This window comes from Phytoactinopolyspora limicola (assembly GCF_011320225.1).
Classification (GTDB): domain Bacteria; phylum Actinomycetota; class Actinomycetes; order Jiangellales; family Jiangellaceae; genus Phytoactinopolyspora; species Phytoactinopolyspora limicola.
In genome coordinates, this window is sequence record NZ_JAAOEN010000004.1 from 324,130 (window position 1) to 339,826 (window position 15,697).

Sequence of the window (15,697 nt, forward strand, 5' to 3'; positions counted from 1 at the left end):
GCTCATCGTTGCGTGCTCATCGAACGCTCGTGAGAGTCACGTCGTGTCTCCTTCTTCCTGGCCACATGGCCGTTCGGCTGGTGTGCCAACCGGCCACTCGAGCCGCTCAGGCTCTCGCTGCTGCTTCGAGCCACCGCCGCACCACACTAGCGTCTAGTGGTCCGCGCTGGCGAAACGCCCGCGCGAATGCTCGACGCCGTGTCGCGGTATCGAGGCACCCCGGGCGTGGATGAATGTACGCACCCCGCCCCGGGAGCCGACCTTCGGGGTCCGGCACCAGCCCCGGGGTGGGACCGGAGCCGTCGACGACGACTCTTAGCAGTTCTTGCTTTTCCGCCCGGTCACGGCAACCCACACACGTTCGAATGGGTGCGCGCGCAGCCGCACGGTCTTCCGACACCATAGTTTACCGTCTCCTCCGGCCGGCGTCCGAAACCGCGGCGCCGGGTCATTTCCGCCGCCGGGCTCGTGGCATCCGGCGTGGAAGAGACCGCGGCACCGCGGTGAGCTGGTCTTGGGTACTCGGAACCGAGCGATCAGGGCCGCCGATGGGCGGCGAAGCCCTGGTCAGTGGCCCGGCTGCACCGCCGCGACCGACCCCTCCGGCTGGGTGTCCGGGCGGATATCGATGCGCCATCCGGTTAATCTCGCCGCCAGTCGAGCGTTCTGCCCCTCGCGGCCGATGGCCAGAGATAGCTGGAAGTCCGGCACGATGACCCGGGCCGCCTTCGCGGACGGGTCGACGATCTCCACGCTCTGCACCCGGGCGGGCGATAGTGCGTGTGCGACGAGTTCCGCGGGGTCGTCCGACCAGTCGACGATGTCGATCTTCTCCCCATTCAGCTCCGTCATGACCGCACGGACCCGTGCACCCATCGGCCCGATACACGCCCCCTTGGCGTTCACCCCAGGCACGGTGGACTGCACCGCGATCTTGGTCCGGTGCCCGGCCTCCCGCGCGATGGCGGAGATCTCGACGGTACCGTCGGCGATCTCCGGGACTTCCAAGGCGAACAGCTTCTTCACGAGGTTGGGATGGCTTCGCGAGAGTGTGATGACCGGACCGCGCATTCCCTTGCGCACCTGCACCACGTAGCACCTGATCCGGCTACCGTGCTCGTACCGCTCACCCGGTACCTGTTCGGCAGCCGGTAGCGTCGCCTCCAACCGGCCAAGATCCACCTGGACCGTCCGAGGGTCGCCACCCTGCTGAATGGTGCCCGAGACGATGTCGCCCTCTTTGTCGAGATATTCGCCGTAGGTGATCTCATCTTCGGCGTCCCGGAAGCGCTGGAGGATCTCCTGCTTGGCAGTAGTGGCGGCGATCCGGCCGAAGCCGGCCGGGGTGTCGTCCCATTCCCGTACCACGGTGCCATCGTCGTCGACGTCCTGCGCCCACACGGTCACGTGGCCAGTCTTGCGGTCGAGAACGACACGTGCCTGCGGCTGAGCCGACTCCTCGCGTTGATACGCGAGCAGGAGCGCACGCTCGATGGCCTCTACCACCCGGTCAAACGGAATATCCTTCTCCCGTTCAAGGGCGCGAAGCAGAGCCAGATCAATGTCCACGTCAAGCTCACCCCGTTCCGGCGTCGCCGTCTGCGACGCGGTTGAACTCGACCTGCACGCGGGCCTTCGTCACTTCAAGGTACACGATTTCCCGCAGGTGACCGTCGATTTCGAGCTGTGCGGAGGTGTCCGCCGCCGACACAACTCTCCCGGTGACTCGTTCGCCGTCGACGAGGTCGACCCGGACCAGCCGACCGGTGGCTCGCGACCAGTGCCGAGGAAGGGTGAGCGGACGTGACACCCCTGGTGAGCTGACTTCCAGAGTGTAGGGCAACTCCCCCATGGCGTCGGCATCGTCCAAGGCTCGCGAAATACTCCTGGACACATCGGCACAGCGGTCGAGGTCTACCCCACCGTCGGCGTCCACCACGATCTGTACTCGGCTGCGCCGACCCGCCTGGGTCACGTTCAGCTCTTCCAGATCGAGACCTTCGTCCTCGACAACCGGCCCGACGATCTTGCGCAGGAGGTCATGATCTGCCGGACTCACACGTAGCCTCCTCTGTCGAGTTGTCCGGCGACCCTCGGCCGGTCATGGGGACCACCTTAGCGGACCCCTAGCCTCCGGCGTGGACGCAGCGCCGACGACGGCCGTGGCGCACATCGCACGTGAGGCCTCGTACCAAGACACCACACCTGGCAGGTACGGTGACCCGGTGAACGACACGCTCGACGTGCGGCGGCGCCGGCTTCTGGTCGCCGCCTTCGGCCTACCGGTCTTCGGCGTGGTAGTCGCTGGCTGCACCACGCCGCGCCAAGCAAAGCAGCCGGCTCCCCAACCCGCACCCGACGCGGACGCTCGAGTGCGGTGGCGGGCCGCCCGAGCCGAAGAGTCACTACTCATCCGACATGCCGCCACGGTGGAGCGGCATCCGGAGCTCGACGACGTCCTGAGTCCCCTGACCGCCCACCACCGCCAGCACCTCGTCGCCCTGCTCGGCGAGGGGCCCCTGCCACGACTGGCCACACTCCAGCTCACCAGCCCCTCCGACACCGGTGCGGCCGAGACCGAGGGTTCTCTCGTGGTCGACCTGGATGCGGTCGAGATACCGAATATCCCGGACAAGGCCGACGACGCGCTCGGTGCACTCCGCGACGCGGAGATCGACACCGCCGACACCCACACCGATGGGTGTCTACATGCCGCCGGCCCCCGGCTGGCCACCCTGCTCGCCTCGATCGCGGCTGCCGAAGCCGCCCACCACGTCGTCCTGGAGACGTCATGAGCACACCCGCACCTGCCACGACCGAGGTCGACGCGATACAGGCGGCGCTCGCCGGGGAACATGCTTGTGTTTACGGCTATGGTGTGGTCGGCTCACACCTCAGCGGAGACGCGCAGGCAACCGCCCGGCGTGCTCTGGGCGCGCACGAAGACCGCCGCGCTGAACTCCGCGAACACCTGTTGGCGATGGGCGCGGTACCCGAGGCGGCCGAGCCTGCCTACTCGCTGCCGTTCCCCGTCACTGACGCCGCCTCGGCCCGAGAGTTGGCCGGCCTGCTCGAACAACGACTGGCCGCGCCGTACGCCGACCTCGTCGGCGCCGCCACTGACACCACACTCCGCGGGCTGGCCGCCGAGGCACTGCGCGCGGCCGCCATGCGGGCGGTGCGGTGGGGCGTCGACCCTACGCCCCTTCCGGGCTTGGACGACCGGATCGAGCCCCACCCCCCACCCCCCTCCCCCTGATCATGGGCTTTTGACTCCCGGATCCGGTAGTCAAAAGCCAATGATCATGGGGAGGGGCGGCTGGTAGCTGCCAGCCCCATGGCCGCCGCCACGAGAACAGCGCCAACGACACCCGCCACCCCGAGCTGATCACCGAGCACCAGGGCCCCCAGACCCGCGGCGGTCAGCGGCTCCAGCAGGGCCACGAGCGCCGCCGTGCCCGGAGCAACGGTGCGTAATCCGCCGAAATACAACGCGTAGGCAAGTGCTGTCGGAACCAGGCCCAAGTAGACGACGAGGCCGACGGTGCCGGCGTCGACGTTCAGCGACCCCAGGTCGCTCGCGACGGCGGCCACCGGCAGGAGCAGCAGCCCACCGAGCCCGAACGCCAGACCGGTCAACGGCAATGTCCGCAAGCCTGGAACTGGCCGTGCGGCGAGCATGGTGATACCCGCGAACCCCGCACCGGACACCACGGCGCAGACCGTGCCGGCCACCACCGCTCCGGAGGCCCCCGCATTCGGCCCACCGACCAGCAGCACCAGGCCGACCAGGGCCACGGCCACCGCGGCCATCAGACGCCGCACCGGCCAGCACCGGGCCAGCAGGCTTTCGCCGACGATCACGAGGATCGGTGCCGAGCCCAGGGTGACGAGTGTCGCCAGGCTCACCGACATCAGCTCGACGGCGCCGAAGTAGCAGCTCTGGAACACGACGGCCAGGAGGGCGATGACGATCACTCGCCGCCGCCGGGTGTACGTGGTGCTCACGCCCTGGCGCGGCTCGCACGGGTCCCCCGCGTCGCCCGGCAGGGCCGGATAGCCGGGGCGAGCCGGACGTTCGGAGTGCTCGCGGCGGCCAGTGTAGAGCTGGCCGCGCAGCGCCAGCAAGGTGATCACCAGCGCGCCGCCAACCAGCAGCCGATAGCCGGCGACCGCCAACGCGCCGGCCCCGGTCCGCTCGGCCAGCAAGGCTCCCGCCAGTCCCCCGGTGCCCCAGAAGAGGCCGGCCGCGCCGACGGCCCATAGGCCGGCCCGGCGGATAGAAGGGGTAGATACGTCGACGAAACGAAAGTTGTCCACGGAGATGCTCCTGCGAATGAGTTAAGAGAATGAGATTCGCGGGAGCGGGGCACGCGGCCTCGCGGAAGGTTCAGGTCGCTGAACCTAGTGGTGAGGATCCGCAACCGTCGACGATCATCGACGGCGGACAACGACGCTACGACCAGGCCAGCTCAGCTATGGCGGCCCGATCAGGTCGGCAACGCGGCCCCGCTCAGGAGCGGGGCGGCGGGGTGATCGGAAAACACCGGTGCATGGCCTCACCTTAACACCGGCGCACCCGGTGGCCGCCGGCCACCGAGAGCGGCCCACGACGCGGGGCACCCGAGAGCGGCCCACGACGCGGGGCGGCCGGGATGACCCACGACGCGGAGCGGCCGGGATGACCCACGACGCGGGCGCCAAGACACAGGCAACCGAGAGACGCGGGACTCCACCCCGCCGTGGTCACGTCAAACAGCGGGGTGACGCCAATGGGTACACCGTCAGCTCGGCTCTGGCCGGGATGTGGTCAGCGCCCGCAGGTGCCCGACGGCCTGCGCCAACGCCACATCGGTGCGCTCACCGCTGCGGCGGTCTTTCACCTCGACGACGCCGTCGGCCAAACCGCGGCCGACCACGACGATGGTAGGCACCCCGATCAGCTCCGAGTCTTTGAACTTCACACCGGGGCTGACCCCGCGGCGATCGTCGTAGAGCACCTCGACACCGGCCGCCTCGAGGTCGCTGGCGAGTTGGCCGGCAGCGGCGAACACGGCGTCGTCCTTGCCGGTGGCGATCAGATGGATGTCGGCCGGAGCCACCTCGCGCGGCCAGATGATGCCGGCGTCGTCGTGTGAGTTCTCGATGATGGCCGCGACCGCCCGGGAAACCCCGACACCATACGACCCCATGGTCACCGTGACGAGTTTGCCGTTCTCGTCCAACACCTGCAGGCCCAGAGATTCGGCATACTTGCGGCCGAGCTGGAAGATGTGGCCCATCTCGATGCCACGGGCCAGCTCCAGCGGCCCGGAACCGTCCGGTGCGGGGTCACCCTCGCGGATCTCCGCGGCCTCGATGGTGCCGTCCGGAGTGAAGTCACGCCCAGCCACCAGATCAAGCACGTGTTTGCCGGGAGCGTCGGCACCGGTGACCCACCGGGTGCCTTCCACCACCCGGGGGTCGACGAGGAACCGGATGCCCGACGTGTCCTTCTCGCCCAGCACCCCGGGGCCGATGTAGCCCTTGGCCAGCATCGGATACGCCGCGAAGTCGGCGTCGGTGAACGCGTCCAGCTCGGCCGGCTCCACCTGGGCCTGGAGTCGTTTCTCGTCGACACCTCGGTCGCCGGGAACCCCGACCGCCAACGGCTCACGGGAACCGTCCGGCAGCTTGAGCATGACCAGCACGTTCTTCAACGTGTCGGCCGCGCTCCACGGACGGTCAGGCCGGGGGAACCGCTGATTCAGGTGGTCGACGAGTGTGTCGATGGTGGGGGTGTCCGGTGTGTCCTCGACGTGAGCAGCGGGGACGTCGTCATACGGCACGGGATCGGGCACGAGTGTCCGCACCGCCTCGACGTTGGCCGCATATCCACCCGCCGAACGCACATAGGTGTCTTCGCCGCTGGCGGCGTTGGCGAGAAACTCTTCACTGGCGGAGCCACCCATAGCTCCGGACATCGCCGCGACGATCACATAGTCCAGGCCCAGCCGATCGAAGATCTTGATGTAGGCCTCGCGGTGTGCGTTGTAGGACCGCGTGAGCCCGTCGTCGGAAACATCGAACGAGTAGGAGTCCTTCATCACGAACTCGCGGCCGCGCAGGATTCCCGCCCTCGGACGTGCCTCGTCGCGGTACTTGGTCTGGATTTGATACAGCGACAGCGGCAGGTCTTTGTAGGACGAGTACAGGTCCTTGACGAGAAGCGTGAACATCTCCTCGTGGGTCGGCCCCAGCAGGTAGTCCACTTTCTTGCGGTCCTGGAGCCGGAACAGAGTGTCGCCGTACTCCTCCCACCGGTTGGTAGCCTCGTACGGTTCCCTGGGCAACAGCGCCGGAAAATGCACCTCCTGGGCGCCGATGGCGTCCATCTCCTCGCGCACGATCTTCTCGACGTTGCGCAGAACCCGATACCCCAGCGGCAGCCAGCTGTAGATACCTGGTGCGGCCCGCCGGACATATCCGGCCCGCACCAGCAGCTTGTGGCTCACCACCTCGGCGTCGACGGGATCTTCCCGCAGGGTCCGCAGGAACAGGGTCGACATACGCATGACCACGGGCGTACTCCAGGGAATAGTCGATTCCAAAACTACGAGACCCGGACGAGGATATCCGTCGTCGCTGCCGCGCCGATACTCGATACCGTCGTCCGCTCCACACCGGTCACCGGGGCACTCGCGGCACCGGTCAGTCGGCGTCGATCATCACCAGGCCTTCGTCAGCCCCACCGCGGCTCTCGACGACGTCGACGGTGCGTTCCAGCGCCTCCTCCAACCGTGCCCGGCCCGCGGTGCCCGTCTCGCCACTAGCCAGCGCTTCCGGTACGTGCAGCACCTCGACCGGCGGCTCATAGGTCTGGTAGAGCGGCAGGTACTCGGCCGCAGAGGTGTGGAAAGTGCCGTCGTCGAGATCTTCGGTGAACGTCAGCCGGACGAGCAGACCCTCCGACCGTGGCCCCTGCGGCTGCGCGTGGTTGGCCATGAAGTTGCCCATTCCGTAGACGATCCACTGACCGTCGACGTTTTCCATCGGCTGCACGACATGTGCATGGTGTCCGAGGAGGACGTCGATGTCCGGCGAACCGATCAACGTCGGGGCGAGATCGAGCTGCTGCTGGTTGGGCTCGTGGACGTACTCGTCGCCCCAGTGCATGGAGACCACGACCACGTCGGCGCCGGCATCCCGAGCGGCGGCCGCGTCGGCCAGAATGTCGTCCTCGTCGATGAGGTTGCTGCGCCACTCGTCGCCGTTCGGGTACGGGATGCCGTTGAACCCGTACGTGTAGGAGATCAGCCCGATGTCGATGGTGTCGTCACCCACGTCGATCTGGACGATCGTCGGTTCGGTCGCCTCGGCTTCGGTGCGGGCGGCTCCGGCATGGGCGATCCCGTATTCGTCGAGCCCGTCGAGGGTGCGATCGACGCCGGCGGCGCCCTGGTCGAAGATGTGGTTGGAGGCGGTAGAGCAGGCCGTATACCCCGTCTCGGCCAACGCCGGAACGATCGACGGCGGCCCCGCGAACGTCGGATACCCTTCGCCGAGGTGGTCGTCTTCGGCCAACGGCACCTCCAGATGGCACAACGCGAGATCCGCCGCGCTCACGATGGGCTCGACATGGCGGAGCTGCGGCGCGAAGTTCCACGTCCCGTCCGGGTCGGCGTCGCGCTGCGCTTGCACCCAGAGACGCTCATGTAGCAGGACGTCGCCGGTGGCGACCAGCGTGAACTCGCGTGGTTCGGGCTCCGGCGTGGAGGTAGGCGACGGTGTGGGGGTGGCTTCCGCCGTGGGCGGGTGGGGTGCCGGGGTGGTGGCCCGATCCTCCGTCGTCGTCGAGGAATCGTCGCCGGTACATCCCGCCAGCAGCAAAGCGGCGACCGCGACGATAGCCACGCGGCGGATCCGCGTCGAAAATCTCACGGCGCCCAGTGTGGCCGGACCAGTGGCCGTCGCGCTACCTCGATCGGATGATGAACGACGATCAATGACGACGATCAAAACATGATCGTCGCAAACCTGGCGACCTCGGTGAAGCCGACGCGGCGGTACGTGCCGAGCGCGGCATGGTTGTAGTCATTGGCATACAACGACACGGCAGGGGCGATGTCGCGCAGCGCATGGGCGGCCACCGCGGCCATACCCCGCGCCGCCAACCCACGGCCGCGGCGATCCGGCCGCACCCAGACGCCCTGCACCTGGCAGGCATGCGGCGTCACCGCGCCAATCTCGGCTTTGAAGACGACGTCGCCATCCTCGAACCGGGCGAAAGCCCGGCCCGCACGGATCAACTCCACCAGCCGCGCCCGGTAATACGCGCCGCCGTCACTTCCGTTGGGTGAGATGCCGACCTCCTCGGTGAACATCGCCACCGCGGCCGGGTGTAAGACGTCGACCTCCTCGGGGTGGACCCGCCGCACCCATGGGTCAGGGGCCACCGCGGGCGGCCGGGCCAACGCCATCACTGGCTGCGACGCCCGCACGTCACGGGCGGGACCCCACTCCGGACGCAGGACCTCCCACATGGCCAGCACTGCCTCCGCAGGACCCACGATGGACGAACATCGCCGTCCGCGCCGAATGGCACGGTCGGCGAACGTCCGAGCCGCGGCCTGGGTGGCCTGGACAGGTACCAGGTTGGCGCCGACATAACACGCCGACATCAACTCGCCACGCTCGTAGAAGCCCCAAAGCTCACCGCCCAGGCGGCCCGGAGCCAGCTTGGAGGCATGCACGCGGGCGCCGGCGAAGACGTCGACGACGGGATGACGGTCGACGAGTTCCAGCGCGGACGCGACGTCGCCCGGCCCGAGCACACGTATCGAGGTCACACTGCCCAACACGGCCGTCGACCCCCTTCCGGCTTCACGTGAACCGCTACTACTGCACGATCGGCATGCCGTTGTGCCACGGACGTGCCGGAGCGCGACCGACGTCCGGCCGCGCGACCGACGTCCGGCTGCGCAACCGACGTCCGGCTGCGCAACCGACGTCCGGCTGCGCAACCGGCGAGCCGGAGCGCGACCGGCGAGCCGAGTCGGCCAGTGCACTGGCCGCGGTGCTTATCGCTGCGGTGACCTGACGACGTCGTGCGCTCCCGCGTCCGGACTCCGCTGCTACAAGTCAAGCAGGTCAAGGCCACTTGTGCACGGGAACCGGCCTACCTCGCCATCAAGTGCGCCTGGCAGCGGAAGTGCGCGATGCCGGATGGGGCTCCCGGCAGCGCGATCAGCGTCGTCGTCGGCGCCGCAAGCGGGTGCCGATCAGATGCACGAACAGCCCACCCGCGGCATCTTCGGCACCTGATCGTTTTTGTTCGCATCGTGAGACGCGATCAGATGCGTGAACCGTCGCCTGGCGTCCGGTAGCGCATCTGATCGCGTCGCGATGGCGCTTACCGGACGTGCTGGGCTCGCGGGTGCCCGTTGTGAACGACGGCAGGGCCGCCGGGCGAGGCATGGTGCGCTGACCGCTTGTTGGCGTGGGTGAAATGTCGCAGTTGTGGAGGCGGTCAACGCACCACCCCGGGTCCTGACGCCCCGGACTACCCCGGTGAACCCTGGACAAACCCCCTGGGGAAGTCGGCGGCACCGGCACCCCGCACGTCACCACCACGTCCGCCTCATACGCCCCCGCCGCATCCGCCCCCGCCGCATCCGCCCCCGCCGCATCCGCCTCGCAGGCCCCCGCCGCATCCGCATAGCACGGTGCCGCCTCGAAAGGATCAGATGCGCTACCGGCCGCCATACGACGGTTCACGCATCTGATCGCCACGCGTCTCACATCGTGGCGACGATCAGACGCCACCACCGCACGTCGACACTGGCCGTCGCCACCACCGCGCACCTGATCGTCGCCACAAGAACGATCAGGCGTCAAAACGGAGATCAGGTGCACAAGGGGGTTAGCTGACGGTGACCGTGGGAGGGCCCGACGCGGCGTCGTCGCTCTCCATCGACTCCGCGATCCGCATCGCTTCCTCGATGAGTGTCTCGACGATCTCCGCCTCCGGGACGGTTTTGATGACCTCACCTTTGACGAAGATCTGGCCCTTGCCGTTGCCCGACGCCACCCCGAGATCGGCCTCGCGGGCCTCCCCCGGCCCGTTCACCACACAGCCCATCACCGCAACCCGCAGCGGCACCTCCATACCCTCCAGGCCAGCGGTGACCCGGTCGGCGAGGGTGTAGACGTCCACCTGGGCGCGTCCGCAGGACGGGCAGGAGACGATCTCGAGTTTGCGTTCGCGGAGGTTCAGCGATTGCAGGATCTGCAGGCCGACCTTGACTTCCTCGACCGGCGGCGCGGACAGGGATACCCGGATGGTGTCGCCGATGCCCCGCGAGAGCAGAGCACCGAAGGCCACCGCCGACTTCACCGTGCCCTGGAAGGCCGGCCCCGCCTCGGTGACACCGAGGTGCAGCGGCCAGTCGCCCCGCTCGGCCAGCATCTCGTAGGCACGCACCATCACCACCGGGTCATGGTGTTTGACGGAGATCTTGAAGTCGTGGAAATCGTGCTCCTCGAACAGCGACGCCTCCCACACCGCGGATTCCACCAGCGCCTCAGCGGTTGGCTTGCCGTATTTCTCGAGCAACCGCGGGTCGAGGGAGCCGGCATTCACCCCGATCCGCAATGACACCCCGGCGTCTCGGGCGGCGGCGGCGATTTCGCCGACTTTGTCGTCGAACTTCTTGATGTTGCCCGGGTTGACGCGTACCGCGGCGCAGCCGGCGTCGATCGCGGCGAACACGTACTTCGGTTGGAAGTGGATGTCGGCGATGACCGGGATCTGCGACTTCTTGGCGATGGCGGGTAGCGCGTCGGCGTCGTCGGCACTGGGCACCGCGACCCGCACGATGTCGCATCCTGACGCCGTGAGTTCGGCGATCTGCTGCAGGGTGGCGTTGATATCGGTGGTGGGTGTGGTGGTCATCGATTGGACGCTGACCGGTGCGTCGCCGCCGACGTCGACCTTGCCGACCTTGATCTGCCGCGACTTGCGCCGCTCGGCGAGGACCGGCGCCGGCATCCCAGGCATCCCCAACGCAACGTTCATACCCTCATCCTCCCGCAATCATCCTCGCACCACGAAATACCCGGCTCGGCCCCGACGTCCGAGCTGTACGGAGAGTGCACAGCCCGGCGGGACCAGGCGGCCGAAGGACGTGGGGGTGGAGAATCCCATTCGGGTGCCGTCGGGCATCGGCAAGCGAGGAACGAGCGAGCCGCGGGCGAGAATGGGATTCTCCACTCCCCCGTCCCACGGACCGCCGCGCCGCCGCACCACCGCCGGTGCCATTAGCCGAACAGCTTGATCGGGTTGACGATGTCGGCGTAGATAAGCAACACGGCCATGCCGATGAGTACGAACGCCACCCCGTACGCGATCGGCAGCCCTTTGGCGACGTCGACGGGTCTCGGCGTCGGCCGGCGGGCGACCCGGGCGTAGCCACGTTTGATCCCCTCCCACACCGCGCCGGCGGCGTGCCCGCCGTCCAGCGGCAGCAGGGGAATCAGGTTGAAGATGGCGATGGCCATGTTGAACGTCGCGAGCAGCATGATGAAGGTGACGACGCGGTGTGCGCCGTCGAGTTCGGAGACGATCTCACCACCGATGCGGCCGGCGCCGACGACACTCACCGGGGTGTCGGGGTCGCGTTCGGCCCCGCCGAACGCGGCGTCCCAGACGTTGCCCATCCGTTCCGGGATGCCGGCCATGGCCTCGGCGACGCGGACGATGAAGTTTCCGCTCCAGGCCAGGACACCGCCGACGTTCTCGGTCTCGTAGCCGTCGATGATGGGCATGACCCCGAGGAAGCCGACCTCGCTGTACTGGGGGTCGTCGACGGTGCTGTCGAGGGTGGGCCGCTCGGCCAGGGCGAGGTCGGGGGTGAGAGTGACCTGCTGGCCGTCACGCATCACCCCGATCTGAACCGTACCGGCGCCCGCCGCCCGGATCTGCCCGGAGACCTGCTCCCACGACGTGACCGGCTGGCCGTTGAACGACACGATCTGATCGCCCGGCCGGAACCCGGCCTCGGCGGCCGGCGCTGCGGGATCGGTGTCGGTGCAGGTGGCGCGCTCTTCGGAGGCCGGGATGACACATTCGCTGACCTGGCTGACCGTGGGCGCCAGCACCGGTTTGTCGGGGTTGCCGAACGTCATCAGCACCCCGCCGGCCAACAGGAGAGCGAGGATGACGTTCATCGCCGGGCCACCCAGCATGACGATGAGCTTCTTCCACCACGCCTTGCGGTAGAAGACTCGGTCTTCGTCGCCCGGCTCGACCTCTTCACTCGCCGCTCGGCGGGCGTCCTCGACCAACGCTTGGATGGGGCCGGTGCTGGCGCGGCGCAGCCGGTTGGGGTCGCCGCCGGGCTCGGGTGGGAACATCCCGATCATGCGGACGTACCCGCCGAGCGGGATCGCCTTGAAGCCGTATTCGGTCTCGCCGCGTCGGCGGGACCACACAGTGCGCCCGAAGCCAACCATGTATTGGGTGACTTTGATGCCGAACAGCTTGGCCGGCACCATGTGGCCGATCTCGTGTAGTGCGATGGACAGCATCAAGCCGATGAAGAACAGCAGGATGCCGACGATGACCAGACCGTCCACCTAGCGCCCCACTCCCACACGCAGTTCCGGGCTCACTTAGGTCCTTTCCGATCCCATCAGCTCACGGGCGCGCACGCGGGCCCACTCTTCCGCCGCGACAACGTCTTCGATGCCCGTCACGTTCCCACCAGGGTACTCCGACAGCACCCGGGCGACGGTGTCGACGATGCCCAGGAAGTCCAGTTGGTGGGTGTGGAACGCCTCGACGCACTCTTCGTTGGCGGCGTTGTACACGGCCGGCGCCGTCCCGCCCCGCCGGCCGGCTTCGCGGGCCAGCGCCACCGCGGGGAAGGCTTCGTCGTCGAGCGGGAAGAACTCCCAGGTGGTGGCCGTGGTCCAGTCGCAGGCCGGGGCGACGTCGGGTATCCGTTCGGGCCACGACAACGCCAGCGCGATGGCCATCCGCATGTCCGGTGGGCTTGCCTTGGCCACCGTGGATCCGTCGACGAACTCGACCATCGAGTGCACGACCGACTGCGGATGTACCACCACGTCGATGGCGTCGAGAGGCACGTCGAACAGGAGATGGGCCTCGATGACCTCAAGACCTTTGTTGACGAGTGTGGCCGAGTTGGTGGTGATGACCCGGCCCATCCGCCATGTGGGGTGCGCCAGCGCCTGTTCCGGCGTGACGTCGGCCATCTGAGCGCGGCTGCGGCCACGGAACGGGCCGCCGCTGGCGGTCACGACGAGTCGGCGCACTTCGTCGGCGGAGCCGCCACGTAGGCACTGGAGCATGGCGGTGTGTTCGCTGTCGACCGGCACCAATTGTCCCGGCGCCGCGGCCGCCTTCACCAGCGCTCCGCCGGCGATCAGCGACTCCTTGTTGGCCAGGGCGAGGGTGGTGCCGGCACCGAGTGCGGCGAGGGTAGGGGCCAGGCCGATGGACCCGGTGATCCCGTTGAGCACGACGTCACACGGGGTGGCCGCCAGCTCGGCCACCGCGTCCGGGCCAGCGAGGATCTTCGGCAGGGAGAAGTCGCCCGAGCTGTAGCCGCGGTCCTGAGCCGCGGCATAGAACGCGAGCAGGAGGTCTTCGGCCGCGCCGGCCCGAGCGACGGCCACCGTCTCGACACCGAGGTCGAGTGCTTGCTCGGCCAGCATCGTGGCGTTGCTTCCGCCGGCGGCCAGGCCGATGACCCGGACCCGGTCTGGATGTTTCTTGGCCACCTCGATGGCTTGGGTACCGATCGACCCGGTGGATCCGAGGATGACGACGTCACGCGGCTGGCTCACGGTCCCATTCTCCACCGTGCCACGTCAGCCCATCAGCGCCATACCCCGCCGGGCTCACGACCTGCCCCGGCTCATAACCCGCCCGACGAGTGGCGATCGACCCGATGTGGCCGCACGATCGCATAGACCGCGACGACGGCGATCACCGTCGTCGCCGACATCACGGCGGCCATCGGCACCGCCGAACTCGTATCGAACGCTCCGACCAGAGGGGCGACGACGGCGGCGACACCGAAGTTCATCGCCCCCAGCAAGGATGCAGCGGTCCCGGCTGCGGCACCGTGTTTGGCCAGCGCCAGAACCGGCACGTTGGGCATGGTGAACCCAAGCATGGAGAGCATGACGAACAACGGGATCACCACACCGACGAACCCGCCCGCGTCGGTGATGGCCATGGCGAGAAGCACGAGGCAGGCGGTAGCGGCCACCAGGACCGCCGTGCCGAGCACCCAGTGCGGTCCGTAGCGCCGGACCAGCCGGGGGTTGATCTGGGTGGCGACGATGAGCCCGACGGCGTTGATCCCGAACATGACGCCGTACTCCTGCTCGGACAGCCCATAGACACCTTGGAAGACGAAGGACGAGCCGGCGATGTAGGAGAACAGGCTGGCCATCATGAGGCCGCCGGTGCACATGAGGCCGACGAACATACGGTCGCGGATCACGGGACCGTAGGCGCGTACGACCTCCCGGATGCCACCTTGCCGGCGCCGCTGCGGCGGCAACGTCTCCCGCAGGCCGAACACGACCACCACGACGAGCAGCAGGCCGATCAGCGCCAGCACCCAGAACACGCCGCGCCAGTCGGTGAAGCGCAGGATCTGGCCGCCCAGGCTCGGCGCCAGGATCGGGGCTACACCGGTGACGAGCATGAGTCGCGAGAGCAACCGGACGGCGGGCAACCCTGTGTACATGTCGCGGACCACCGCCATGGAGACGACCGCACCGGCGGCCGCGGCCATCCCTTGGAGCACCCGGAACGCTCCCAGGGTGGCGATATTGGGCGCGAGTGCGCAGAGGACGGACGACACGACGTGGACGATGACGGCGGCTACGAGTGGGCGCCGGCGGCCGAGCCGGTCCGACAGCGGGCCGATGATCAGCTGCCCGAGGCCGACACCGAGCAGCGTCCCGGTGAGCGTGAGCTGAACCAGCGATTCGGTGGCCCGCAGATCGTCGGAGATCGCCGGGAAGGCCGGCAGGTACATGTCGATGGTGAGTGGGCCGAGGGCGGTCAGGGAGCCGAGGACGAGGATGGTTCGCAGCATGGCCCGCCGGGTGCCGACCTTCGGCGTATCACCGCCGTCTCGGCCGCGGCGGCCACCCGGCGCTTCACCGGAGTCTCGCCCATGGCCGTCGCCGGGCGAATCGCCGGTGATCGGTGCACCGCCGCTGGCGCTGGTCGTGGCGGCACCGTTGCGGCGAGACCGTCGTCGGCGAGTGGCTGATGCACCGGCGGCGGGCGTGGCTGGCCCCGAGCTGGGTTCCGATGACGGCATGCGGGCGTGACCTCTTCTCTGCGGATCCGCTGTGGATCCCCTGCGGACGACGAGGACGGAACGGTGGCTCGTGGCAGCGCTGACACAGAGAGCCCGTTCAGCATCAAACCCATGGATGATGCGTGACATTCCCGACTGGCCGACGATCTTCCTGTGCCCAACATCACAGATCGTGTACCGGTGTCAACCTTGACGAACGGCCGACATCCTCCGGTTTGCGACCCAATCAGGAGATTGTCCTTTGGTATCTGATTGTTACAAAAATATTTCCGTGAATGTCTCAATTTGGTATAGACCACTGGGCATTCAGGGCCCCTGCCGCGCATGGCCATTGACGCGTCGTCACA

General features: G+C 68.1%; 14 protein-coding genes. 2 read left to right on the forward strand and 12 right to left on the reverse strand.

Features of this window, described 5'->3' with window-relative positions:
• Nucleotides 1–106 precede the first annotated feature (106 nt).
• The 3 genes from G8760_RS12995 to rimP form a co-directional block, all read right to left on the reverse strand.
• Nucleotides 107–403 (reverse strand): YlxR family protein, encoded by a 297-nt coding sequence (locus G8760_RS12995; RefSeq protein ID WP_166351642.1) that lies wholly within the window; start codon nt 401–403, stop codon nt 107–109.
• A gap of 164 nt (nt 404–567) precedes the next feature.
• Nucleotides 568–1,569: a transcription termination factor NusA gene (nusA, locus tag G8760_RS13000; RefSeq protein ID WP_166351644.1), complete on the reverse strand. Its 1,002-nt coding sequence runs from the start codon at nt 1,567–1,569 to the stop codon at nt 568–570.
• 7 nt (nt 1,570–1,576) lie between these two features.
• Nucleotides 1,577–2,059 (reverse strand): ribosome maturation factor RimP, encoded by a 483-nt coding sequence (rimP, locus tag G8760_RS13005; RefSeq protein WP_166351646.1) that lies wholly within the window; start codon nt 2,057–2,059, stop codon nt 1,577–1,579.
• A 166-nt stretch (nt 2,060–2,225) separates the two neighbouring features.
• Between rimP and G8760_RS13010 the strand changes: the two genes are divergently transcribed.
• Both G8760_RS13010 and G8760_RS13015 read left to right on the forward strand, forming a co-directional pair.
• Nucleotides 2,226–2,795 carry a hypothetical protein gene (locus tag G8760_RS13010; RefSeq protein ID WP_166351648.1) on the forward strand — a complete coding sequence of 190 codons (570 nt, stop codon included), beginning with the start codon at nt 2,226–2,228 and terminating at the stop codon, nt 2,793–2,795.
• Nucleotides 2,792–3,259 carry a ferritin-like domain-containing protein gene (locus G8760_RS13015; RefSeq protein ID WP_166351650.1) on the forward strand — a complete coding sequence of 156 codons (468 nt, stop codon included), beginning with the start codon at nt 2,792–2,794 and terminating at the stop codon, nt 3,257–3,259. The genes G8760_RS13010 and G8760_RS13015 overlap by 4 nt, the downstream gene beginning before the upstream one ends.
• Nucleotides 3,260–3,303: 44 nt before the next feature.
• Here G8760_RS13015 and G8760_RS13020 read toward each other — a convergent pair whose 3' ends face one another.
• The 9 genes from G8760_RS13020 to G8760_RS13065 all read right to left on the reverse strand — a co-directional run bounded on the left by G8760_RS13020 (nt 3,304) and on the right by G8760_RS13065 (nt 15,350).
• Nucleotides 3,304–4,320: a DMT family transporter gene (locus G8760_RS13020; protein ID WP_207782305.1), complete on the reverse strand. Its 1,017-nt coding sequence runs from the start codon at nt 4,318–4,320 to the stop codon at nt 3,304–3,306.
• Between the two features lie 464 nt (nt 4,321–4,784).
• Entirely contained in the window at nt 4,785–6,560 is a 1,776-nt protein-coding gene (locus G8760_RS13025; protein ID WP_166351652.1) for a proline--tRNA ligase, read from the reverse strand.
• Nucleotides 6,561–6,690: 130 nt separating this feature from the next.
• The gene (locus tag G8760_RS13030) at nt 6,691–7,920 is read right to left on the reverse strand and encodes a CapA family protein (protein ID WP_207782307.1); all 1,230 of its coding nucleotides are present in this window, start codon (nt 7,918–7,920) and stop codon (nt 6,691–6,693) included.
• A 74-nt stretch (nt 7,921–7,994) separates the two neighbouring features.
• Nucleotides 7,995–8,828: a GNAT family N-acetyltransferase gene (locus tag G8760_RS13035; protein WP_211198968.1), complete on the reverse strand. Its 834-nt coding sequence runs from the start codon at nt 8,826–8,828 to the stop codon at nt 7,995–7,997.
• A 1,073-nt stretch (nt 8,829–9,901) separates the two neighbouring features.
• Nucleotides 9,902–11,056, reverse strand: coding sequence for a flavodoxin-dependent (E)-4-hydroxy-3-methylbut-2-enyl-diphosphate synthase (gene ispG, locus G8760_RS13045; RefSeq protein WP_166351654.1), 1,155 nt, complete (start codon nt 11,054–11,056; stop codon nt 9,902–9,904).
• Between the two features lie 18 nt (nt 11,057–11,074).
• Nucleotides 11,075–11,299 carry a hypothetical protein gene (locus G8760_RS13050; RefSeq protein WP_166351656.1) on the reverse strand — a complete coding sequence of 75 codons (225 nt, stop codon included), beginning with the start codon at nt 11,297–11,299 and terminating at the stop codon, nt 11,075–11,077.
• A complete protein-coding gene (locus G8760_RS13055) occupies nt 11,299–12,615 on the reverse strand; it encodes a M50 family metallopeptidase (protein ID WP_207782308.1) in 1,317 nt (438 codons plus the stop codon). Before G8760_RS13055 ends, G8760_RS13050 begins: the two co-directional genes overlap by 1 nt.
• 36 nt (nt 12,616–12,651) lie before the next feature.
• Entirely contained in the window at nt 12,652–13,851 is a 1,200-nt protein-coding gene (gene dxr / locus G8760_RS13060; protein ID WP_166351658.1) for a 1-deoxy-D-xylulose-5-phosphate reductoisomerase, read from the reverse strand.
• 71 nt (nt 13,852–13,922) lie between these two features.
• Nucleotides 13,923–15,350, reverse strand: coding sequence for a Bcr/CflA family multidrug efflux MFS transporter (locus G8760_RS13065; protein ID WP_207782309.1), 1,428 nt, complete (start codon nt 15,348–15,350; stop codon nt 13,923–13,925).
• Nucleotides 15,351–15,697 lie beyond the last annotated feature (347 nt).